Source organism: Oceanobacillus sojae (assembly GCF_007991515.1).
GTDB lineage: Bacteria > Bacillota > Bacilli > Bacillales > Amphibacillaceae > Oceanobacillus > Oceanobacillus sojae.
The window spans coordinates 84,344-102,380 of sequence record NZ_BJYM01000016.1; the positions used below are offsets into that span (position 1 = coordinate 84,344).

The following is an 18,037-nucleotide window of genomic DNA, read 5'->3' on the forward strand; positions in this document are numbered from 1 at the left end:
TTACATTTAAACAAAAAACGTATGTAACCTAAACTGGATTAGTGTTGCTGTTCATAATGAATTTTCTGGCAATGGTAGTGATTTTCGGTACTTTTGAGTGAGAGACTTTGAAAGTTTTCTTTCAAGAAGGATAATTCAATTTTTATAATATAAAATATATAAGAAAGCCCAGACACTGATTTTGCAGCGGCTAGGCTCTCTTATAACTAGATTATATTTTTGTTTATTCATTATCCTCTAACACGATATCTTTCTTTTTTTTCTTCAAATAATACGCACTCATCAGAGCGGCAATTGGAATAACCAGGGCGATTCCGACACCGGAAATAAAGATTGTCAGCAATTCATCATTAAACACTTTCGCATTCATAATATCGCCTACTGAGTAATCCAAATCCTTAAACCAGATTAACAGCCCCATATAGCCTCCGAAAAAGGCAAAGAACAATGTATTTGTACTTGTCCCTAAAATATCTCTGCCGATCCGGATGCCGGCTAAAAATAAATCTTTTCTGGAAATCTCCGGATTCTGCTCATAAATTTCACGCATGGGAGAGGTGATGGAAATTGCTGTATCCACAATTGCTCCAATGGTGCTCATCAGAATAACTGCTGTAGCAATTTGAACAAAATTAAGACCGATATGAACATTGAACGTGGTTATTTCGCCAGACTCTTCTTCTCCGAGTCCGTAAATCATTGATTGTTCGGTCAGAATAATAATGAAAAAGATTAAGATAACCGTCGTTGCAATCGTCGCTAAAAAAGCAAGCATTGTTTTATTATTTACCTGATTAATGAAGAAGAGGCTGACCGCGCTGATAAAGCCGACCGCGATAAGCGCAATAATAATCGGGTTTCCGGACGGGTCATTCATGACGAAAACAGCCATCAGAACAATGAGAAAGTTAATAAAGAGTGCGATAAAGGACCGAACACCCTTCATTCCGCCAACCCAAGCCATTAGTGCAAATAATACGATTGCCAGTAATACGAGTACATTCATAATTTCGCCTGCTTTCTGCGGATGAAGAAAATAGATATATACACAGCAATAGGAATAGTCAGGACAATACCAATTCCGCCAACTAAAGCACGTGCTAATTCAAGAGAAAGGTTCATGGATACAGTAAAACCGAATGGAGCTGCATTTTTAAAATAAATTAACAGCATTGGAATCGATCCGCTGACATAGGCAAAAAATAGAATATTTGTCATTGTACCCATAATATCCTTGCCTATTTCATATCCGGCTTTTTTTAATGTTTCTAGGCTAATATGATTATTTTTCTCATACATTTCAAACATGGAAGCAGACAAGGTAATAGCAACATCCATGACGGCTCCTAATGAGCCAATCAAAAGTCCTGCCATAAAGATAGTTTGCGGATTCCGGGTTAGAAATGCCATCTCTTCATAGCGTAAGCCCTGTTCAGCAGTAAACTGTAGTGCTACATAAGCAATAACCAGAGATACACCTGTACCAATCAGTGTCGTGAGAATAGCTGTATAGGTCTTTTCATTAAAGCCTGTTGCCATCAGTAAAGACAGCACCGTAAAAATGATGATACTGATTAATGTAATGAGCGACAAGCTGATGCTTGGATGTTGAATATAAATATCTAAAGCAACCGATAAGATGACTGCATTGACGAGCAGACTGAGTGCAGATAAAGCTCCTCTGGATTTACCGACAGCTAATAAAATAGCCAGGAATATCCATGCTACAAATACGAAATATTTATCCCGTTTGATATCACCAGTGGCCTCGCCATCCTGGGCAAGAAAAATCTCGTCTCCAGCAGCCAGTTCATAATCCAATGCCAGGGACTGGATATATTCATTGTCAAATTTAGTTAAATTTCCTTTATCAGGTCCATTTTTTACTTCCCCGACGATATGCTGTGTAACATGCTCGTCTTTATTTCCATGTGTATCAACCTGATCTTCTCTATTTATTTCCTGCACATCGGTTATTTGAACAATCGTTCTATCATATAAATCATAATTATTATTGATAAAAATCATAGATGCAATAAAACCGATCAGTAATAAACAAACGGTAATTATTTGGCTTTTTGTCCGGTTTTTTAACCATGCTTTCAATGTGATCACTCCAAAAATAGGGTTTCCTATTTGTATTTCTGAAAACATATACTATGATAACACTTTTAATTAGAAGGAGATACATACAACTTCGAAAAATTTTCCGGTATAAAGCAAAGGGGAGATGCATAACCTTCTTATTTTAGTATGTACCAAAAGGAGGAGGGTATTTTATAATGTCCAAAGCTTTGGACATTATGAAGGGAGTAATGCTATAATTTTGTCAAATACTTTTGACAAAAGGAGCTTGAACATTGAAAAATTTTATCAAAAAAATAAGGAAGCAATCAAATATAACTCAAGCAAAGCTGGCTCTTCTTTGTGGCGTTTCCAGACAAACAATTAACTGTGTTGAAAATGATAAATATGACCCTGCTTTAGTGCTGGCATTTAAAATATCGAGAGCGCTGGATAAAAATCTGGAAGAGGTGTTTATTTATGACGAAATTCCATAAAGGGTACCGTATTACAATGAAAGACATTAAAAAAGAAGGAGCTTCTATTTTAAGAAAACAGCTGGATCCAGTGCGCATGCCTGTTACGGAAGAAACGAAAACAGAACTGGAATGTATGCTGACCTATTTAAAAAACAGTCAGAATCCTGAACTGGCAAGGAAATATAAGTTAAGGCCGGGCTCTGGGCTTTCAGCGAATCAAGTGGGTATCAACAAAAGAATGTTTGCAGCACTTTACCAGACGGAAAAGGGTGAAACAATAGAATTAAAGCTGATTAATCCTAAGCTGATCAGCCATTCTGCAAATACAATCTACCTTCCGGAGGGAGAGGGATGTCTATCTGTAAATAGAGAAATACGCGGGCATGTGCTGCGCTATGAAAGAATAAAGGTGAAGGCCTTTGACATAGAAGGAAAGAAGCATACCTATGCCTTTAAAGGATATAGCGCTATTCTAGTTCAGCATGAGATGGATCATCTGGATGGAATTATGTTTTTTGACCGTATTGATAAAGAAAAACCATTTTTGAATTTACAATAGGAGGACAAAATTCTCAGAAAAGAGGTTTGGAAATGAACAAATTTACTGCCATGTTACAAGAAGAATATGACGTCCACCCGGTACAAATACAATCCAAACAAGGGGGATGGGCATCGCTTGCCTTTGAGATAAAAGCAGGTAAAGCTGTTTATTTTTTAAAGGTATATGAAAAGAACCGGGCGTCGACACCAAAATTAACTGCATTGATTGATCAATATGTTCCGATAGTCGAATGGATAGAACATAACAGTAATTTAAAAGGTAGAATTCCTGTTCCGATGCAGACAAAGGAAGGCTACTACAAATGTGACGATGAGGAAAATATTTATTTACTGTATCCTTTTATTAATGGGAAGACAATTGGTGAACAGGATTTAACAGAGCAGCAGACAGAAGAATTGGCACATATCATTGCTGCACTTCATTCATTTGGTGAGGAAATCCCTTTTCCAACGGGGGCCCTGACAGAAGATTTTGAGGTACCCTTTATAAGAGAATTGGAAAAGGTGCTCGATTACAGTGAGGAGCATGTTCCAAAAGAATTGCATTTATTTCTGCATGAGAACCAGGAGCGTATAAACAAGTGGATTACTAACGTAAAAGAGCTCTCAACAAAACTGAAATCTGCCTCATTAAACAGGGTGCTGTGCCATACGGACCTTCATCATTGGAATTTAATGCAGGCAGAGAACCTGTTGGTAATCGATTGGGAGGGTTTGAAACTGGCTCCTGCTGAAGCAGACATGATGTTTCTGACAAGTGAGCCGTATTTCAAGAAATTTATGGAAATTTATCGGAAATATCATAAAAATTATCATATAAATAAAGATGCTCTCACTTTTTATCAGTTAAAAAGGAAACTTGAAGATATTTGGGAGTTTACCGAGCAGCTGTTATATGAAGAGCTTAGTACAAAGGATAAAGATGAAATTATTGGTTACTTAAAAGAATTAACAGATCTTGAAAACTAAATCTTTATGATATCGGGTTAAACACGCTATAAAAAGGGAATAGGCAAAGGTATTTGTGTTGTAATGAAGCCAAAGGGAAGTGAATTTATGTTTTTAGCCTGGAACGAAATAAGGAATAACAAGCTGCGTTTTACATTGGTTATTGGTGTTTTGGTGCTTATTTCTTACCTGGTTTTCTTTTTATCAGGGCTGGCAAATGGATTAGAGCAATTAAACCGTGAAGCTGTTGATAAATGGGAAGCAGATGGGATTATTCTGACAGAAGAATCGGATTTGCGGCTGCAGCAATCTATCCTGTCCAAGGATGATTTTGATGGGAGCGGCGTTGATGAATATACCGAATTATCTCAGCTGAGTGCGATTGCCAGTAACGGGGATAAAAAAGAAAATGTATATATTTTTGCAGTAGATCCATCTTCCTTTATCATGCCGGATGTTACCGAAGGAAATGCTTTTGTGGATGAAGGGGAAGTCATAGCTGATGATACATTAAAAGAAGACGGCTTTGAAATCGGTGACGAGCTTTCTCTGTCTTCTACAGATGAAACGTTAGAAATTGTCGGATTTACTGATAAAGCAAGGTTTAATGCAGCGCCAGTACTGTTCACGGACCAGGATACACTGGAGACCCTTCAATACGGGGAATTTGCTGAAGAAGATAGTGATGCGATTAATGCCTTCATCATTCGTACAGATAATTTAAATAATGTGGAAGCAGACAAAACATTACAGGTTATTGATACAGAAACTTTTATAGAAAATTTACCAGGCTATACAGAACAAAATTTGACGCTGACATTGATGATATACTTCTTATTTATTATATCGGCTGTTGTACTGGCAATTTTTCTTTATGTACTTACCATTCAGAAGATAAGTATTTTTGGGGTAATGAAGGCGCAGGGGATATCATCCGGGTACTTGGCCGGCTCTGTAGTGGCCCAGACATTTTTACTTTCTTTAGCTGGTGTTATGATCGGGCTGTTTTTGGCGGTAATCACAGGCTTATTTTTACCTGCGGCAGTACCGGTAGCCTTTAATTACATCGAAATGTTGATTTATGGAATCATCCTGATTGTTGTGTCAGTAATTGGAGCATTAATCTCCGTACAGACCATTGTACGAATTGATCCATTAAAGGCGATAGGAGGGTAAGAGAGCATGGCTATTTTAGAATTGAAGAAGGTACAGAAAACTTTTGGAACCGGCAGAACAAAAGTGGAAGCAATGAAAGAAACGGATTTTGAAGCTGAAAAAGGAGAATTAATTGCTGTGATTGGTCCCTCCGGATCAGGAAAAAGTACATTTTTAACTATTGCAGGCGGACTGCAGACACCAACTGACGGGGAAGTAATGATTAATGGAACAGCTTTGGCGGATTTAAAGGAGAAAAAACGTGCTGCATTAAGGCTGAAGGAAGTCGGTTTTGTATTACAGGCATCTAATCTCATACCTTATTTAAATGTCGGACAGCAGATGCAGCTGTTAGATAAGGTAAAGAAAGGGAATCTGCAAAAGGAGGAGGCGAAGGAGCTTTATCAGTCACTGGGAATTGACCATTTAATCCGTAACTTTCCGAAGGACTTATCCGGCGGGGAAAAGCAGCGGGTTGCAATTGCCAAAGCACTTTATACCAACCCAAGTATTATTTTAGCGGATGAGCCAACTGCATCCCTCGATTCTGATCGCGCGTTTGAGGTAATGAATATGCTGAAAGAAATAACCAAAGAAAAGCAGACAGCAACCATTGTTGTGACCCATGATACGCGCCTGATTGATGATTGTGATAAAGTATATAAGATTACAGACGGTAAGATGGAATTACAGGAAAGAGTGTATGATACATTATAGTAGACGTAATAAAAAGTGATGCAGAGCCGGTTTACGGCAATGGATCACTTTTTATTTAAATAATATTTCATATCATTTAAAGCTTTGCTGTTAAAAAATCCTCATAGAATAAAACACTATTATCTATTTAAAATCAATCCGTTTTCGACGCTTTACGAATAATAATCTGCCAATGAGGTCCTGTTTCAACATGATATGCATTGGCAAAGGAACCCTGGTTGATAGCTACGCCTAAATTATCTAATGAATTCACATATAGTAAAGGCTCACCAAGTCGAATTTCGGCAAAGGAATGTCTATATGTCATGATATTTTTATATACTTGCTGACGATTAGTGGCAATGGTAACTTCAAAAGCATCACCGTGTGCAACATTGATTTTTTGGAATAACTCTCGGCTGATATTGGTCCATAGATTACCAAAACGGATATCCAATATATCAATATTACCGTAGACAATATCATCTTCTATAAATGCCTCCGGTTTTGTTAATTCGACAATATCATCTGTATCAATAGCCGGTCCGACTTCTTCAAAGGTAATTGTATTTGATGCCAGTCTTGCTCCGGTGTACGCATAAACATCCCGGCCATGAAACGTATAGGATTCACCTGATTGGGGCAGCCTATTTGTTTTTTCATCGATAATTCTTGCTTCCTTGATGCCGATATCCTTCTTAATATGAGTAAGTGTTCCGTTATCTGGTGTCACGATATACTGGTTATTCACCGTTTTCACAACAACACTCAGCCTCGAAGTACCAACTCCCGGATCGACTACAGAAATAAAAACCGTCTCTTCTGGCCAGTATGGTAAAGTTTGATACAAACGATAAGAACCCTCCCAAATGTTATATTGCGGGATATTGTGTGTCAGATCAAATACCCGGAGATTGGAATCTACAGTAAGTGCCACCCCATACATTGCACTGACTGCACCATCACTGATACCAAAGTCTGTTTGAATTACTAAATTTCTGCCCATTTAAAACCCTCCTGTATGTTAGCCTTTATTTTCGCTGATGAGTAGCTGGTTTCCTTTTCTAATAAGAAATTAAAAAACCACGCCCGTATCGAATAAACGATAAGGACGTGGCTGGAATTTACGTGGTACCACCTTATTTTACTGTATGCTCACACATACAGCCTCATCAAGTACGAAAGCATGGAGCTTTTATACTGTGGTATTGATAACGAGTACCAAATCTCGCCGGAACCTACTTATATCTAAGGGATACTTTCAGCACGAAGCTCAGAGACCATTGTTCAGATTCTTATTTTTACTTCTTTTCAGCTACCGAAGTTCTCTGTGAAAAAATAGGTGAATCTTACTTTTCCTCTTCAACGCTTTTGATAAATAACAAATGTGAATTATCGTCATTATAAGTAATTGTCATATAAAATGCAAGCGGTTGTAGCAAAATGATAACGTGAAAGCTGAGATGGTAATATAAGATATTTCGGAAGTTTATCCATTTAAATGATAAATGGAATATCCGTGCATAAGATATTAATAAAGAAATAAATGATATTTTTCATTTAAAACGGGACAAGCATACAAAAGAGCGTAGAACGTAGCAGCTGTATATCTTTTCTTCAGTTGGATTTTCTAACTTTATTAAGCCCTCTTTAAGATAATTTACATACTCTTTACATTAACAACAAACTATATTAATAATTCTTCTCTATACTTCAAAGTAAGGACAGAGAAGAAATGTCCAGTAAATATAGGATGAATTTTAAGGGGGCCCTTTGATGAGCTTTAAACGTATTACTTTATTCTTTTTAGTTTCTGTTTTAGTTTTCTTAACAGCATGTGGTTCAGATGATGCAGATAGTGCAGGAGATTCTGGATCTGATAATGGAGAAGAACTGACAGGAAATATCGCAATTGATGGTTCAGGTACTGTATTTCCATTAATGGCACGTTTAGCTGAAGACTATATGTTAAATGAGCAGCAGGGCGTTTCGATAGAAGTAAGTCGTGCCGGGACGAGTGCAGGTTTTCAAAAATTCCTAGTTGAAAACGGGACAGACTTTAATGATGCATCAAGAGAAATAAAAGAAGAAGAACAGGCAAAAGCAGATGAATTAGGTATTGAGGTTCAAGAGTTAAAGGTTGCATTAGATGGTTTAACAATTGTGACGCATCCAGATAATGACTGGGCAACAGAGTTAACACCAGAGCAGGTACAGGGGATTTTCCTTGGTGAATATACAAAGTGGTCAGATCTTGATGATTCTTGGCCAAATGAAGATATTAAAACGTATGGTCCAAATGAAAATCATGGAACATATGAGTTCTTTTACGAAACTATTTTAGAAGAACAAGACTTAGTAAATGGCATTGATCTTCAGCAAGATTACTCAACATTAGTAACACTGGTTTCGGAAGATAAGAATGCCATTGGATTCTTTGGATTTGGTTACTATCAAAGTAATCAGGACACGATTAATGCAGTATCTATTGATTTTGGAGAAGGGGCAGTTGAACCTTCCCTGGATACCATTGCAGAGGATGGACCTTACGCAGATTATACACGTCCCGTATTCACTTACTTGAATGTAAATCATGCACAGGAAAAACCACAAGTTCTTGATTATGCAAAATATGTTTTAGAAAATGCGAATAATATTGCCGGTGAGACTGGATTTGCACCAATTCCTGATGAGGAAGTTCAGTCTCAGCTGGAAGCTTTAGAAGGAATAGAATAAGAAAAGAAGATAGATGAGAGGTGCAGCTGCACCTCTCATCTTCCTCTTATTTTTTGATGAGGAAAGGTGGCTTTTGAATAATGGCTGCAGATAATAAGAACCGTACGTCGGTTAGTGAAATGATTGAGCAACAAAAGCGGAAGCGGAAATTTTTTAATCAATTAGAACGGATGATACCGGGTCTATTATTGATTATTGCTTCCATATCGGTTCTTACAACAATCGGGATTATTTATACTTTGTTTGCTGAATCAGTTGCGTTTTTCCGGAATGTGCCGATTCTTGATTTCTTTACAGGAACGGTATTAAAGCCGTTAAGCCAAAACCCTGAATTTGGTGTATTACCTTTATTAAATGGAACGATTATCTCAACAGTTATTGCAATGCTGGTAGCTGGGCCAATCGGGATGATGTCGGCGATTTATTTAAGTGAATATGCTCCTGATAACGTACGAAGAGTGATAAAACCGTTATTGGAGATCCTGGCAGGAGTGCCAACAATTGTTTACGGGTTCTTTGCGTTTACATTTGTAACACCTTTACTGAGAATGATTTTCCCATCTATTGAAGCGACAAATATTCTTAGTCCGGGAATTATCATGGGTGTGATGATTATTCCAATGATTGCTTCGCTGTCAGAGGATGCGATGTCATCTGTTCCTAACTCTATGAGAGAAGGAGCTTTAGCACTTGGGTCAACGAAGCTGGAGACAACATTTAAAGTAGTTATCCCTGCAGCATTATCAGGAATTATTGCTTCCTTTGTGCTTGGTATTTCCCGGGCAATAGGGGAAACGATGATTGTAGCTATCGCAAGTGGAAGCTCTAAGAATTTCTCCTTTGACATTACTGGGTCTATGCAGACAATGACTGCTTATATTGTAGAGGTAGCCGGGGGAGAAGCAGCAGCAGGAACAACAATTTATTATAGTCTTTATGCTGTGGCACTAACGTTATTTGTTTTCACATTAATTATGAATCTATTAGCAAAATATATTTCACGTAAATTTAGAGAGGAGTACTAAGATGGCAACAAAATATATGGATGCAGAACTGGTCGGAAAGCGTATGTCATCTCGTGTACGAAAGAATGCAGGCTGGAAAGGCCTTTTCTTTGCCTCTACATTATTTGGTCTGATTGTACTGGCAGTATTACTTGTCCGTATTTTTACGCAGGGAATAGAATATATCAATATTGACTTTCTAAAGAACCATCTATCAACGGATGCAAGCAGAGCGGGTATTATGGGAGCAATTCTAGGAACTGCATGGCTGATGGTAGTTGTTATTCCGGTAACAATGGTAATTGGAGTAGGGACAGCAATTTATCTGGAGCTTTATGCAAAGAAAGGAAAACTTCAATCCTTTATTGCAACAAATATTTCTAACTTAGCAGGTGTTCCATCCATTGTTTATGGACTATTAGGTCTGACATTATTTGTCCGTGCTTTAGAATTTGGAAATGTTATTTTAGCTGGCGGGTTAACATTAGCTTTGCTTGTGCTTCCAATCGTAATTGTTGCAGCACAAGAAGCTCTTCGGGCAGTGCCGGGTAGCTTGAGTGAAGCGTCCTACGGCATGGGAGCAACAAAATGGCAGACTGTACGTCGTATTATTCTGCCGGCAGCATTACCTGGGATTTTAACGGGAGCAATTTTAGCATTATCGCGTGCAATAGGGGAAACAGCTCCATTAACCGTTCTTGGTATACCAGCTTTATTAATCCCGTTTCCAGAAGGTATTTTTGATACATTTACGGCATTACCAATGCAAATTTATTATTGGACTATTGATGCTTCTCTTGTAGCAGAATATGCGAACTTAGCAGCGGCGACAATTATTGTACTATTAGTTTTGCTATTTTTGCTAAACTCTATCGCAATCCTGATTCGAAATAAATTTCAGCAGCGTTACTAAATAAATAAAAAGAGATTTAATATAAGAGAGGAGATTATCCTAAATGAGTACTGTAATGACAAAAGCAATTAACTTGAAACTTGTAAGAAATGAAAACGAAAGAAGCGAACCGGAAGTGGAAAAAGAAGTAGTTTATGATACAAAAGGGTTAAATTTATGGTATGGAGAAACACATGCTTTAAAAAATATTAATATGGATATTAAGGAAAAAGAGGTAACAGCAATTATTGGGCCGTCCGGGTGCGGAAAGTCAACATATTTGAAGACATTAAACCGTATGGTGGAACTGGTTCCAATTGTAAAAACATCTGGTCAGATAACGTATAAAGGAAAAAATATTTTAGATAAATCGTTTCGTGTAGAAGATCTGCGGACTCAGGTGGGAATGGTATTTCAAAAAGCAAATCCATTTCCAAAATCAATCTATGAAAATATTGCTTATGGCCCAAAAATCCATGGTATTAAAAATAAAAAGATACTTGATGAGATCGTTGAAAAAAGCCTGCGTGGCGCATTTATTTGGGATGAATTAAAGGATCGTCTTAATGATAATGCGTATGGGTTATCAGGTGGACAGCAGCAGCGTCTATGTATTGCCCGCTGTTTAGCCGTCGAGCCGAATGTTATTTTAATGGATGAGCCGACATCTGCGCTGGATCCGAAATCAACTCTGCGAATTGAAGAGCTTGTACAGGAATTGAAGAAGGATTATGCCATTGTTATTGTAACGCATAATATGCAGCAGGCAGCCCGGATTTCTGACAAAACAGCATTCTTCCTGAATGGAGAAATTATTGAATATGATAAAACAGATCATATTTTCAATAATCCTACGGATGAGCGCACAGGAGATTATATCTCTGGACGATTTGGATAAGTGAATAAGACTTCTATGAGAATGGCTTTCCGGGTCATTCTTTTTTGTATTTCAGATGGATAAATTCAATGTATGATAGAAGGACAGAGAATATTTTATATGGCCTTTCCAGAAGAGGGTTTTTAAAGTTATCCACATTGTGTGGATAACGCAGGATTCATTATAATAGATCCATTTTTGTTAGCTTGGTTCTTTATTTTTGGAAAAAATCTTGTTCTGTCTAATTTTCTGCCCCAGGAAACTATAAAAGTCTTTAATAATTTGTAAAATCACTCGTTTTCTTTATATTTATCACGGTGCAATCGGGTATAAGATTTCCTTAACAAGAACAGTGGGAAAAACGCCCGCTGAATAAAGTTTTACTATTAAGAAACTATTCTATAAATAATTCTAAATGCAGCTGGCACAAGTATGACCAATGCTATAAAGAGATGGATATACCTTCTGGTTGTGAAACTGGTATAAGTCCATAATAATAATAGAATAAAAGATGCCACAACCAATAGCTCGATTAAAGCCAGCCAATTTGTCGGATAAAGCTCATATAGAATAGAAATGAAAAAATAAATAATTCCGCTCAGAATAAATCCTTTTTTAGCTGAATCCATATTAATCCCACCTTCTGCTAAGCATATAATCATTCTTCCCTTAATATAAAAGGTAAAACGTACTGTATATAATTAGGAAAGCGTTATCTTATGTATACTTTGGTCTGCAGGTTATAATAAGATTAGTTTAAAAATAAGAAGGTGAATAGTATGCAAATTAATTATCAAGAAATGAAAAAGCTGGATCAGAGGCCTTTGGAGGATTTGTATACAGATGTTGGCTGGTCTGCTTACACAAAAGATGTGGATAGGCTGCAGCAGTCTGTTGAAAACTCTTTATATGTTTTAACGGCCTGGCATGAAGATGAATTAATTGGATTAATTAGAGTGGTGGAAGACGGTCTATCTATTATTTATATTCAAGATTTGCTTGTAAAAAATGCATACCATAATCAAAAAATAGGCTCTGAATTAATGCAAAGTGTGTTAAATAAATATGCAGGTGTCAATCAAAAAGTATTGTTAACAGAGGAAGCTCCTAATACCAGATATTTTTATGAGAAAAATGGATTTAAGTCATGTGATCAAGGAGATGCAGTAGCTTTCGCGCAACTCAAGTCTTAACCGGATAGAAAACAAGTTTGGATACTTTCTGGAAGGGAACATTTTAAAATAGAAGCATTATATGAAGAGGAGTTGTTAAGAATGAACGTAGTTGTTATTGGAGCGAATGGACAAATTGGAAGACATCTTGTTAATCAGCTTCATATCAATGAACAGCATGAGGTTACGGCAATGGTCCGAAAAGAAGAACAGAAAAAAGAACTGGAAGCAAATGGAGTTCATGCTGTTTTAGCAGATTTAGAAGGCAGTATTTCCGGTTTGGAGGATGCTTTGAAGGGCGCAGATGCAGTAGTATTTACAGCAGGCTCTGGCGGCCATACCGGTCTGGATAAAACATTGCTTATTGATTTAGATGGAGCTGTAAAATCAATTGAAGCAGCAAAAAATACGAATGTGAGACGTTTTGTTATGGTCAGTGCATTCCAGGCGCATAATCGTGACAGCTGGGCAGACAGTCCAATTAAACCATATATGGTGGCTAAACACTTTGCTGATGAAACGTTGATACACAGCGGCCTTGACTATACAATCGTTCGTCCAGGCGGCTTGCAGAATGAACCGGGTACAGGAAAAGTACAGGCGAGTGAAAATCTGGAACGAGGCAGCATACCCCGCGAAGATGTAGCAGCTGTCATTGTCGAAGTATTGGAAGCGAAAAACACGTATAGAAAGGGCTTCGATTTAATTACCGGGGAAGATTCAGTAAGCGATGCTGTTAAGAAAATTTAAATGCTTATTCAGGCGCTCTTTTCAGGGCGTCTTTTTTGATTGTTAAGTATTAGTGTGGAGCTCGGAAAGTTATATTTATAATAGTGAAGAAGAGAGGGTTTTAAAATGTTAGAAAACATAGAAATTGATTACTTCAACAGCAATGATTCTGATATAGAAAAAATTGCAAAACTATATTGTATGACTTTTTTAACGGATAATATTTTGCTGGAAGATAAAGAAAATGCAGTGAAAAATATAAGAAAGCATACCGGTTATGAAGGTTTTATCGGTTTGAAATGCAAGGATGCAAAAGGGAAATTAATTGGTTTGCATATGGCTATACAAGTTTGTCCAAACAATTTTACAGAGAAAAAATTGCTAATCAATTATCAGACGATAAAATAGACTTTTGGTTAGCTGATTGTTTTGAGTTTGTAGAGCTGGCAGTAAATCACTCTTATAAACGTCTCGGTGTTGCAAGTAAACTGCATGATGAATTATTGGAGAATACGAATTGTGGAACTGCTGTATTAACAACTGCTATCAAGAACAAGCCTGCATTAAATTTGTATAGGAAGAAAGGATGGGAAGTTATAAAAAAGGATGCACCCATTATTTCAAAGGATAACCTTCAGGTGATTATGGGAAAATTACTAAATGGGAATCACTTTAACTTTCCCGAACAATACAAATATAAAAATGAAACATAACTTAATAAGAAAAATATACATAAATCTATTGCCCTAAAAAGGATTTTTTTCTGAACAAACGCTCACTTATTCCGCTCTATATGTTTCTGCAAACAAATAAAAAAGCTTGGAATTACTTGTGCGGACAGGGGGAAAGCTGAATTTCCCGAAAAAATAAATAAATTTCAAAATACCTCTTGCATTATTATACATAATAATGCATAATAATTCGATAATAGCACATTTATGAGAGGGGATTTTTTAAGTGGCAAAAGACAAGATCGTTTTAGCTTATTCTGGAGGATTAGATACATCTGTAGCAGTAAAGTGGCTGCAGGATAAATATAATTATGATGTGATTGCAGTTGCATTGGATGTAGGAGAAGGAAAAGATTTAGAGTTCGTGAAACAAAAAGCGCTGGATGTTGGTGCAATTAAGTCGTACGTGATTGATGCGAAAAAGCTTTATTCAGAAGAATATGTATTGCCGGCATTACAGGCTAACCTGTTATACGAAGGAAAATATCCGTTAATTTCAGCATTATCCCGTCCATTGATCGCAAAAATACTAGTGGATATTGCAGGAGAAGAAGGAGCAGTAGCTGTAGCGCATGGCTGTACGGGAAAAGGGAATGACCAGGTTCGTTTTGATGTTGCATTTACAGCGTTAAATCCTGAATTGAAAATTGTTGCACCAGTTCGTGAATGGGCAATGTCCAGGGAAGAAGAAATTGAGTATGCAAAGGAACATAATATTCCAGTTCCAATTAAAAAGGAAAGTCCATATAGTATTGATCAGAACCTGTGGGGCAGAAGTAACGAATGTGGTATTTTAGAGGATCCGTGGGCAGAGGCGCCAAAGGATGCCTATGATTTAACGCAGGATCCAGAAGATGCACCTGATGAAGCTCAAACAGTTCAGATTACTTTTGAACAAGGAAAGCCAGTTTCATTAGATGGCAAAAAATTAGATTTGGATGAATTAATTTTAACTTTGAATGAGATTGCTGGAAAACATGGAGTTGGAAGAATTGATCATGTGGAAAATCGTTTAGTTGGAATTAAATCAAGAGAGATTTATGAGGCTCCAGCAGCAATGACATTGATTAACGCACATCAGGAACTGGAAGCATTAACTCTGCCTCGTGAAGTAGCAGAATTTAAACCGATTGTTGAGCAGAAGCTGTCGCAGGCTGTTTACTACGGCTTATGGTACTCACCGTTAACAGAGGCGCTACAAGCCTTTATTGAGAAGACACAGGAGCATGTTTCTGGTACAGTAAAAGTGAAGCTGTATAAAGGTCATGCACATGTTGTCGGAAGAGAGTCTGCAAACTCCTTATATGACTTTGACTTAGCAACTTACAATAAGGACGATGCATTTGACCATGATGCAGCATTAGGATTTATTAAATTATGGGGACTGCCTACACAGGTACATGCTTCAGTAAATGGTCCTCAGGGAAAGAAATCGATTGAGAAAGTAAAACTAGAGGTAAAGGAAGCTGTTAATCCGTGAAATTATGGGGTGGAAGATTTACAAAACCAACGAATGAATTAGTCGACGAGTATACCTCGTCGATTCGTTTTGACCAGAAGTTAGCAAAATATGATATTAAAGGCAGTCTGGCTCATGTTGCTATGTTGAAAAAATGCGGTATCATACCTGCTCAAGAAGCCGACCAGATTGCTGAGGGCTTGAAAAAGGTTCTCAGTAAGATTGAAGCAGGGGAAGCAGAGCTATCTGAGGCAGATGAAGATATTCATATGAATGTGGAACGGCTGCTGATTGAAGAGATTGGACAAGTGGGTGGCAAGCTTCATACCGGACGCAGCAGAAACGACCAGGTAGCTTTGGATATGCGTCTGTATGCAAGGGAAGCTATCTCCGAATTAAAATCACTATTAAAAACAGTCCAGCAGGCACTCATTGGGCAGGCAAAAGCAAACATAGATGTCATTATGCCTGGATATACGCACTTACAGCGTGCTCAGCCTGTTTTATTTGCGCATCATATGATGGCGTACGTATTTATGTTTCAACGCGATGTGGAACGTCTGGAGGACAGTTTGAAGCGCGTAAATAAGTCACCATTAGGTGCAGGAGCACTGGCAGGTACAACCTTCCCGATTGATCGTAGTTTTGTAGCTGAGCAGCTTGATTTTGACGGGATTTGTGAAAACAGCCTGGATGCTGTAAGTGACCGTGATTTTGTAGTGGAATTCCTTTCCAACGGTTCTTTAATCGGCACACATTTGTCCCGTCTTTGTGAAGAACTGGTACAGTGGTCAAGCGCAGAATTTAATTTTGTTGAGCTGGATGATTCCTATACAACAGGAAGCAGCATGATGCCACAGAAGAAAAACCCGGATGTAGCAGAGCTTGTTCGCGGAAAGACCGGGCGTCTTTACGGTAATCTTATCGGGATGCTGACTACCTTAAAGGGCTTGCCTTTGGCATATAATAAAGATATGCAAGAGGATAAAGAGGGGATGTTTGACTCTCACGAGACACTGAAAGGCGCGCTACAGCTCTTTGCCGGGATGATTGGATCAATGGAAATAAATAAGGAAAGTATGTACAACGCTGTTACGAATGATTACTCCAATGCCACTGATTTAGCAGATTATCTGGTGAATAAAGGGCTTACCTTCCGTGAATCACATGCCGTTGTCGGACAGGTTGTTTTAAATTGTATTCAAGCAGGAACTTATCTGCTTGACCTGAGCTTAAAAGAGTTTAAACAATATTCAGAGGTTATTGAAGCGGATATTTATGAAGCGTTGAAGCCGGAAACGGTTGTTAATGCAAGGTCTGCTGCCGGCGGTACGGCAAAACAAAGTGTGCTGGAGCAAATTGCGAAGGCAGAGCAATTATTGGAATCGTCTTAAGTAAATGAGGTATAGTAGATAAGTGAGATAAAATAACAGAGCTCATATCAATTGCTGATGAGCTCTGTTATTTTGCAACGAAAAATAAAATAGAACGGATTAAAAATATCTGAAAATGGGAAAATAAAAGCAATAAGACAGAAGAGTACTGCTTTTTCCTTTTTAATATAGCAGCTGTTTTCAGGATTTCCTTTAGAGAATACCCTGAATTCCTTGTTTTTTTAAGTTCTATTTTATAGAAAAGGCGGTTAGGTATAATGAAATTAATTGCATCAGATATGGATGGAACATTACTTAATGAAAATGGAGAAATTAGCGAGGCAAATGCGGAAGCAGTAAAAATAGCTGTGGAGAAAGGTATTGAGTTTATTGTAGCAACAGGCAGATCCTATCATGCTGCGAATATCCCTCTGCAGGCGGCGGGGATAACCTGTCCGGTAGTGAGCTTAAATGGAGCTGTAACATACCTGGAAAACGGGAAACAAATAAACAGTATTCCTATGGACAAGCAGGTAGCTGCGCGAATTGCCAATGAGTGCAGCAAGCTGGGGATGTATGTAGAGTTATTTACAAATAAAGGAGTTCTTTCTGAAAGCAGGGAGCATTTTTTAGATGTGCTTATCGATATTATGCGTTCAGCTAATCCAGATATTTCCGAGGAAGAAATGCGCGAAATGGTAGAACAGCGATTTCAATTAGAGGAAGTTTCCTTTGTGGAAAGCTTGCAGACAGCATTAAAAGATGAGAATGTAGAAATCTATAAAATTCTCACCTTTGCGTTTGAGGAAAATCAGCTGGAGGAGGCTAAGAGAAAGCTTCGCGATGAAACAGGAGCAGTGATTACCTCTTCTGGAGATACGAATCTTGAATTTAACCATCCAAAAGCTCAAAAAGGTTTAGCTATTCAGAAGTATATTGAGGATAAGGACTGGTCAATGGAAGACGTCATGACAATGGGTGATAACTGGAATGATGCGAGTATGCTGGAAATGGCTGGACGTGGTGTCGCTATGGGCAACGCCTCTGATAAAATCAAGAAGCTATGCGATTATGAAACGGTGGCAAATGATCAAGACGGTGTAGCAAAAGCTATTGAAGAGATGTTAAGAGAATTGGATAAATAAAATAAAGATGCCAAGC

General features: G+C 37.8%; 20 protein-coding genes and 1 other annotated feature. Of the genes, 16 read left to right on the forward strand and 4 right to left on the reverse strand.

The annotated features are described in order from the left end of the window. Positions 1-223: 223 nt before the first annotated feature. Together OSO01_RS17675 and OSO01_RS17680 are read right to left on the reverse strand one after the other, a co-directional pair. Positions 224-1,006, reverse strand: coding sequence for a YibE/F family protein (locus OSO01_RS17675; protein WP_147211767.1), 783 nt, complete (start codon positions 1,004-1,006; stop codon positions 224-226). Next, positions 1,003-2,115 carry a YibE/F family protein gene (locus OSO01_RS17680; RefSeq protein WP_443093868.1) on the reverse strand — a complete coding sequence of 371 codons (1,113 nt, stop codon included), beginning with the start codon at positions 2,113-2,115 and terminating at the stop codon, positions 1,003-1,005. Before OSO01_RS17680 ends, OSO01_RS17675 begins: the two co-directional genes overlap by 4 nt. Positions 2,116-2,360: 245 nt before the next feature. On the opposite strand from OSO01_RS17680, the gene OSO01_RS17685 reads away from it, so the two are divergent. From OSO01_RS17685 to OSO01_RS17705, 5 genes are all read left to right on the forward strand, one after another. After that, complete coding sequence (locus OSO01_RS17685) at positions 2,361-2,561, forward strand: helix-turn-helix transcriptional regulator (RefSeq protein WP_147211769.1); 201 nt, start codon at positions 2,361-2,363, stop codon at positions 2,559-2,561. Next, positions 2,545-3,102, forward strand: a complete 558-nt coding sequence (def, locus tag OSO01_RS17690; protein ID WP_147211770.1) for a peptide deformylase — start codon at positions 2,545-2,547, stop codon at positions 3,100-3,102. Before OSO01_RS17685 ends, def begins: the two co-directional genes overlap by 17 nt. A gap of 32 nt (positions 3,103-3,134) precedes the next feature. Further along, positions 3,135-4,073, forward strand: coding sequence for an aminoglycoside phosphotransferase family protein (locus OSO01_RS17695; RefSeq protein ID WP_147211771.1), 939 nt, complete (start codon positions 3,135-3,137; stop codon positions 4,071-4,073). A gap of 87 nt (positions 4,074-4,160) precedes the next feature. Further along, positions 4,161-5,228, forward strand: a complete 1,068-nt coding sequence (locus tag OSO01_RS17700; protein WP_147211772.1) for an ABC transporter permease — start codon at positions 4,161-4,163, stop codon at positions 5,226-5,228. Positions 5,229-5,234: 6 nt separating this feature from the next. Then, a complete protein-coding gene (locus OSO01_RS17705; RefSeq protein ID WP_147211773.1) occupies positions 5,235-5,924 on the forward strand; it encodes an ABC transporter ATP-binding protein in 690 nt (229 codons plus the stop codon). Between the two features lie 133 nt (positions 5,925-6,057). Here the strand turns inward: OSO01_RS17705 and OSO01_RS17710 are convergent, their stop codons facing one another. Next, a complete protein-coding gene (locus OSO01_RS17710) occupies positions 6,058-6,909 on the reverse strand; it encodes an SAM hydrolase/SAM-dependent halogenase family protein (protein ID WP_147211774.1) in 852 nt (283 codons plus the stop codon). Positions 6,910-7,007: 98 nt separating this feature from the next. Beyond that, positions 7,008-7,278 (reverse strand) — a binding site (T-box leader). A gap of 401 nt (positions 7,279-7,679) precedes the next feature. On the opposite strand from OSO01_RS17710, the gene OSO01_RS17715 reads away from it, so the two are divergent. From OSO01_RS17715 to pstB, 4 genes are all read left to right on the forward strand, one after another. Then, the gene (locus OSO01_RS17715; RefSeq protein ID WP_186813693.1) at positions 7,680-8,639 is read left to right on the forward strand and encodes a PstS family phosphate ABC transporter substrate-binding protein; all 960 of its coding nucleotides are present in this window, start codon (positions 7,680-7,682) and stop codon (positions 8,637-8,639) included. Positions 8,640-8,719: 80 nt separating this feature from the next. Continuing rightward, a complete protein-coding gene (pstC, locus tag OSO01_RS17720) occupies positions 8,720-9,664 on the forward strand; it encodes a phosphate ABC transporter permease subunit PstC (protein ID WP_147211776.1) in 945 nt (314 codons plus the stop codon). 1 nt (position 9,665) lies between these two features. Next, the gene (pstA, locus tag OSO01_RS17725; RefSeq protein WP_147211777.1) at positions 9,666-10,556 is read left to right on the forward strand and encodes a phosphate ABC transporter permease PstA; all 891 of its coding nucleotides are present in this window, start codon (positions 9,666-9,668) and stop codon (positions 10,554-10,556) included. 55 nt (positions 10,557-10,611) lie between these two features. Next, positions 10,612-11,433, forward strand: coding sequence for a phosphate ABC transporter ATP-binding protein PstB (gene pstB / locus OSO01_RS17730; protein WP_186813695.1), 822 nt, complete (start codon positions 10,612-10,614; stop codon positions 11,431-11,433). Between the two features lie 365 nt (positions 11,434-11,798). On the opposite strand, the gene OSO01_RS17735 is transcribed toward pstB, so the two are convergent. Further along, positions 11,799-12,041, reverse strand: a complete 243-nt coding sequence (locus tag OSO01_RS17735) for a hypothetical protein (protein WP_147211779.1) — start codon at positions 12,039-12,041, stop codon at positions 11,799-11,801. A gap of 150 nt (positions 12,042-12,191) precedes the next feature. Here OSO01_RS17735 and OSO01_RS17740 point away from each other — a divergent pair, with 150 nt between their 5' ends. From OSO01_RS17740 to OSO01_RS17770, 7 genes are all read left to right on the forward strand, one after another. After that, positions 12,192-12,605, forward strand: coding sequence for a GNAT family N-acetyltransferase (locus OSO01_RS17740; protein WP_147211780.1), 414 nt, complete (start codon positions 12,192-12,194; stop codon positions 12,603-12,605). 81 nt (positions 12,606-12,686) lie between these two features. Further along, positions 12,687-13,334, forward strand: coding sequence for an SDR family oxidoreductase (locus OSO01_RS17745; RefSeq protein WP_147211781.1), 648 nt, complete (start codon positions 12,687-12,689; stop codon positions 13,332-13,334). 105 nt (positions 13,335-13,439) lie between these two features. Next, the gene (locus OSO01_RS17750; RefSeq protein ID WP_147211782.1) at positions 13,440-13,721 is read left to right on the forward strand and encodes a hypothetical protein; all 282 of its coding nucleotides are present in this window, start codon (positions 13,440-13,442) and stop codon (positions 13,719-13,721) included. Then, positions 13,664-14,026 carry a GNAT family N-acetyltransferase gene (locus tag OSO01_RS17755; protein WP_186813694.1) on the forward strand — a complete coding sequence of 121 codons (363 nt, stop codon included), beginning with the start codon at positions 13,664-13,666 and terminating at the stop codon, positions 14,024-14,026. Before OSO01_RS17750 ends, OSO01_RS17755 begins: the two co-directional genes overlap by 58 nt. 244 nt (positions 14,027-14,270) lie before the next feature. After that, positions 14,271-15,524 carry an argininosuccinate synthase gene (locus OSO01_RS17760; protein WP_147211784.1) on the forward strand — a complete coding sequence of 418 codons (1,254 nt, stop codon included), beginning with the start codon at positions 14,271-14,273 and terminating at the stop codon, positions 15,522-15,524. Then, a complete protein-coding gene (gene argH / locus OSO01_RS17765) occupies positions 15,521-16,897 on the forward strand; it encodes an argininosuccinate lyase (protein WP_147211785.1) in 1,377 nt (458 codons plus the stop codon). The genes OSO01_RS17760 and argH overlap by 4 nt, the downstream gene beginning before the upstream one ends. 257 nt (positions 16,898-17,154) lie before the next feature. Beyond that, on the forward strand, positions 17,155-18,021 hold the full coding sequence (locus OSO01_RS17770; protein ID WP_147211786.1) for a Cof-type HAD-IIB family hydrolase: 867 nt from the start codon (positions 17,155-17,157) through the stop codon (positions 18,019-18,021). Positions 18,022-18,037: the final 16 nt, after the last annotated feature.

Coding starts and splice junctions, on each gene's coding strand:
- OSO01_RS17675 (WP_147211767.1), bottom strand. CDS start 1,006: ATGAATGTACTCGTATTACTGGCAATCGTATTATTTGCACTAATGGCT.
- def (WP_147211770.1), top strand. CDS start 2,545: ATGACGAAATTCCATAAAGGGTACCGTATTACAATGAAAGACATTAAA.
- OSO01_RS17695 (WP_147211771.1), top strand. CDS start 3,135: ATGAACAAATTTACTGCCATGTTACAAGAAGAATATGACGTCCACCCG.
- OSO01_RS17700 (WP_147211772.1), top strand. CDS start 4,161: ATGTTTTTAGCCTGGAACGAAATAAGGAATAACAAGCTGCGTTTTACA.
- OSO01_RS17705 (WP_147211773.1), top strand. CDS start 5,235: ATGGCTATTTTAGAATTGAAGAAGGTACAGAAAACTTTTGGAACCGGC.
- OSO01_RS17710 (WP_147211774.1), bottom strand. CDS start 6,909: ATGGGCAGAAATTTAGTAATTCAAACAGACTTTGGTATCAGTGATGGT.
- OSO01_RS17715 (WP_186813693.1), top strand. CDS start 7,680: ATGAGCTTTAAACGTATTACTTTATTCTTTTTAGTTTCTGTTTTAGTT.
- pstC (WP_147211776.1), top strand. CDS start 8,720: ATGGCTGCAGATAATAAGAACCGTACGTCGGTTAGTGAAATGATTGAG.
- pstA (WP_147211777.1), top strand. CDS start 9,666: ATGGCAACAAAATATATGGATGCAGAACTGGTCGGAAAGCGTATGTCA.
- pstB (WP_186813695.1), top strand. CDS start 10,612: ATGACAAAAGCAATTAACTTGAAACTTGTAAGAAATGAAAACGAAAGA.
- OSO01_RS17735 (WP_147211779.1), bottom strand. CDS start 12,041: ATGGATTCAGCTAAAAAAGGATTTATTCTGAGCGGAATTATTTATTTT.
- OSO01_RS17740 (WP_147211780.1), top strand. CDS start 12,192: ATGCAAATTAATTATCAAGAAATGAAAAAGCTGGATCAGAGGCCTTTG.
- OSO01_RS17745 (WP_147211781.1), top strand. CDS start 12,687: ATGAACGTAGTTGTTATTGGAGCGAATGGACAAATTGGAAGACATCTT.
- OSO01_RS17750 (WP_147211782.1), top strand. CDS start 13,440: ATGTTAGAAAACATAGAAATTGATTACTTCAACAGCAATGATTCTGAT.
- OSO01_RS17770 (WP_147211786.1), top strand. CDS start 17,155: ATGAAATTAATTGCATCAGATATGGATGGAACATTACTTAATGAAAAT.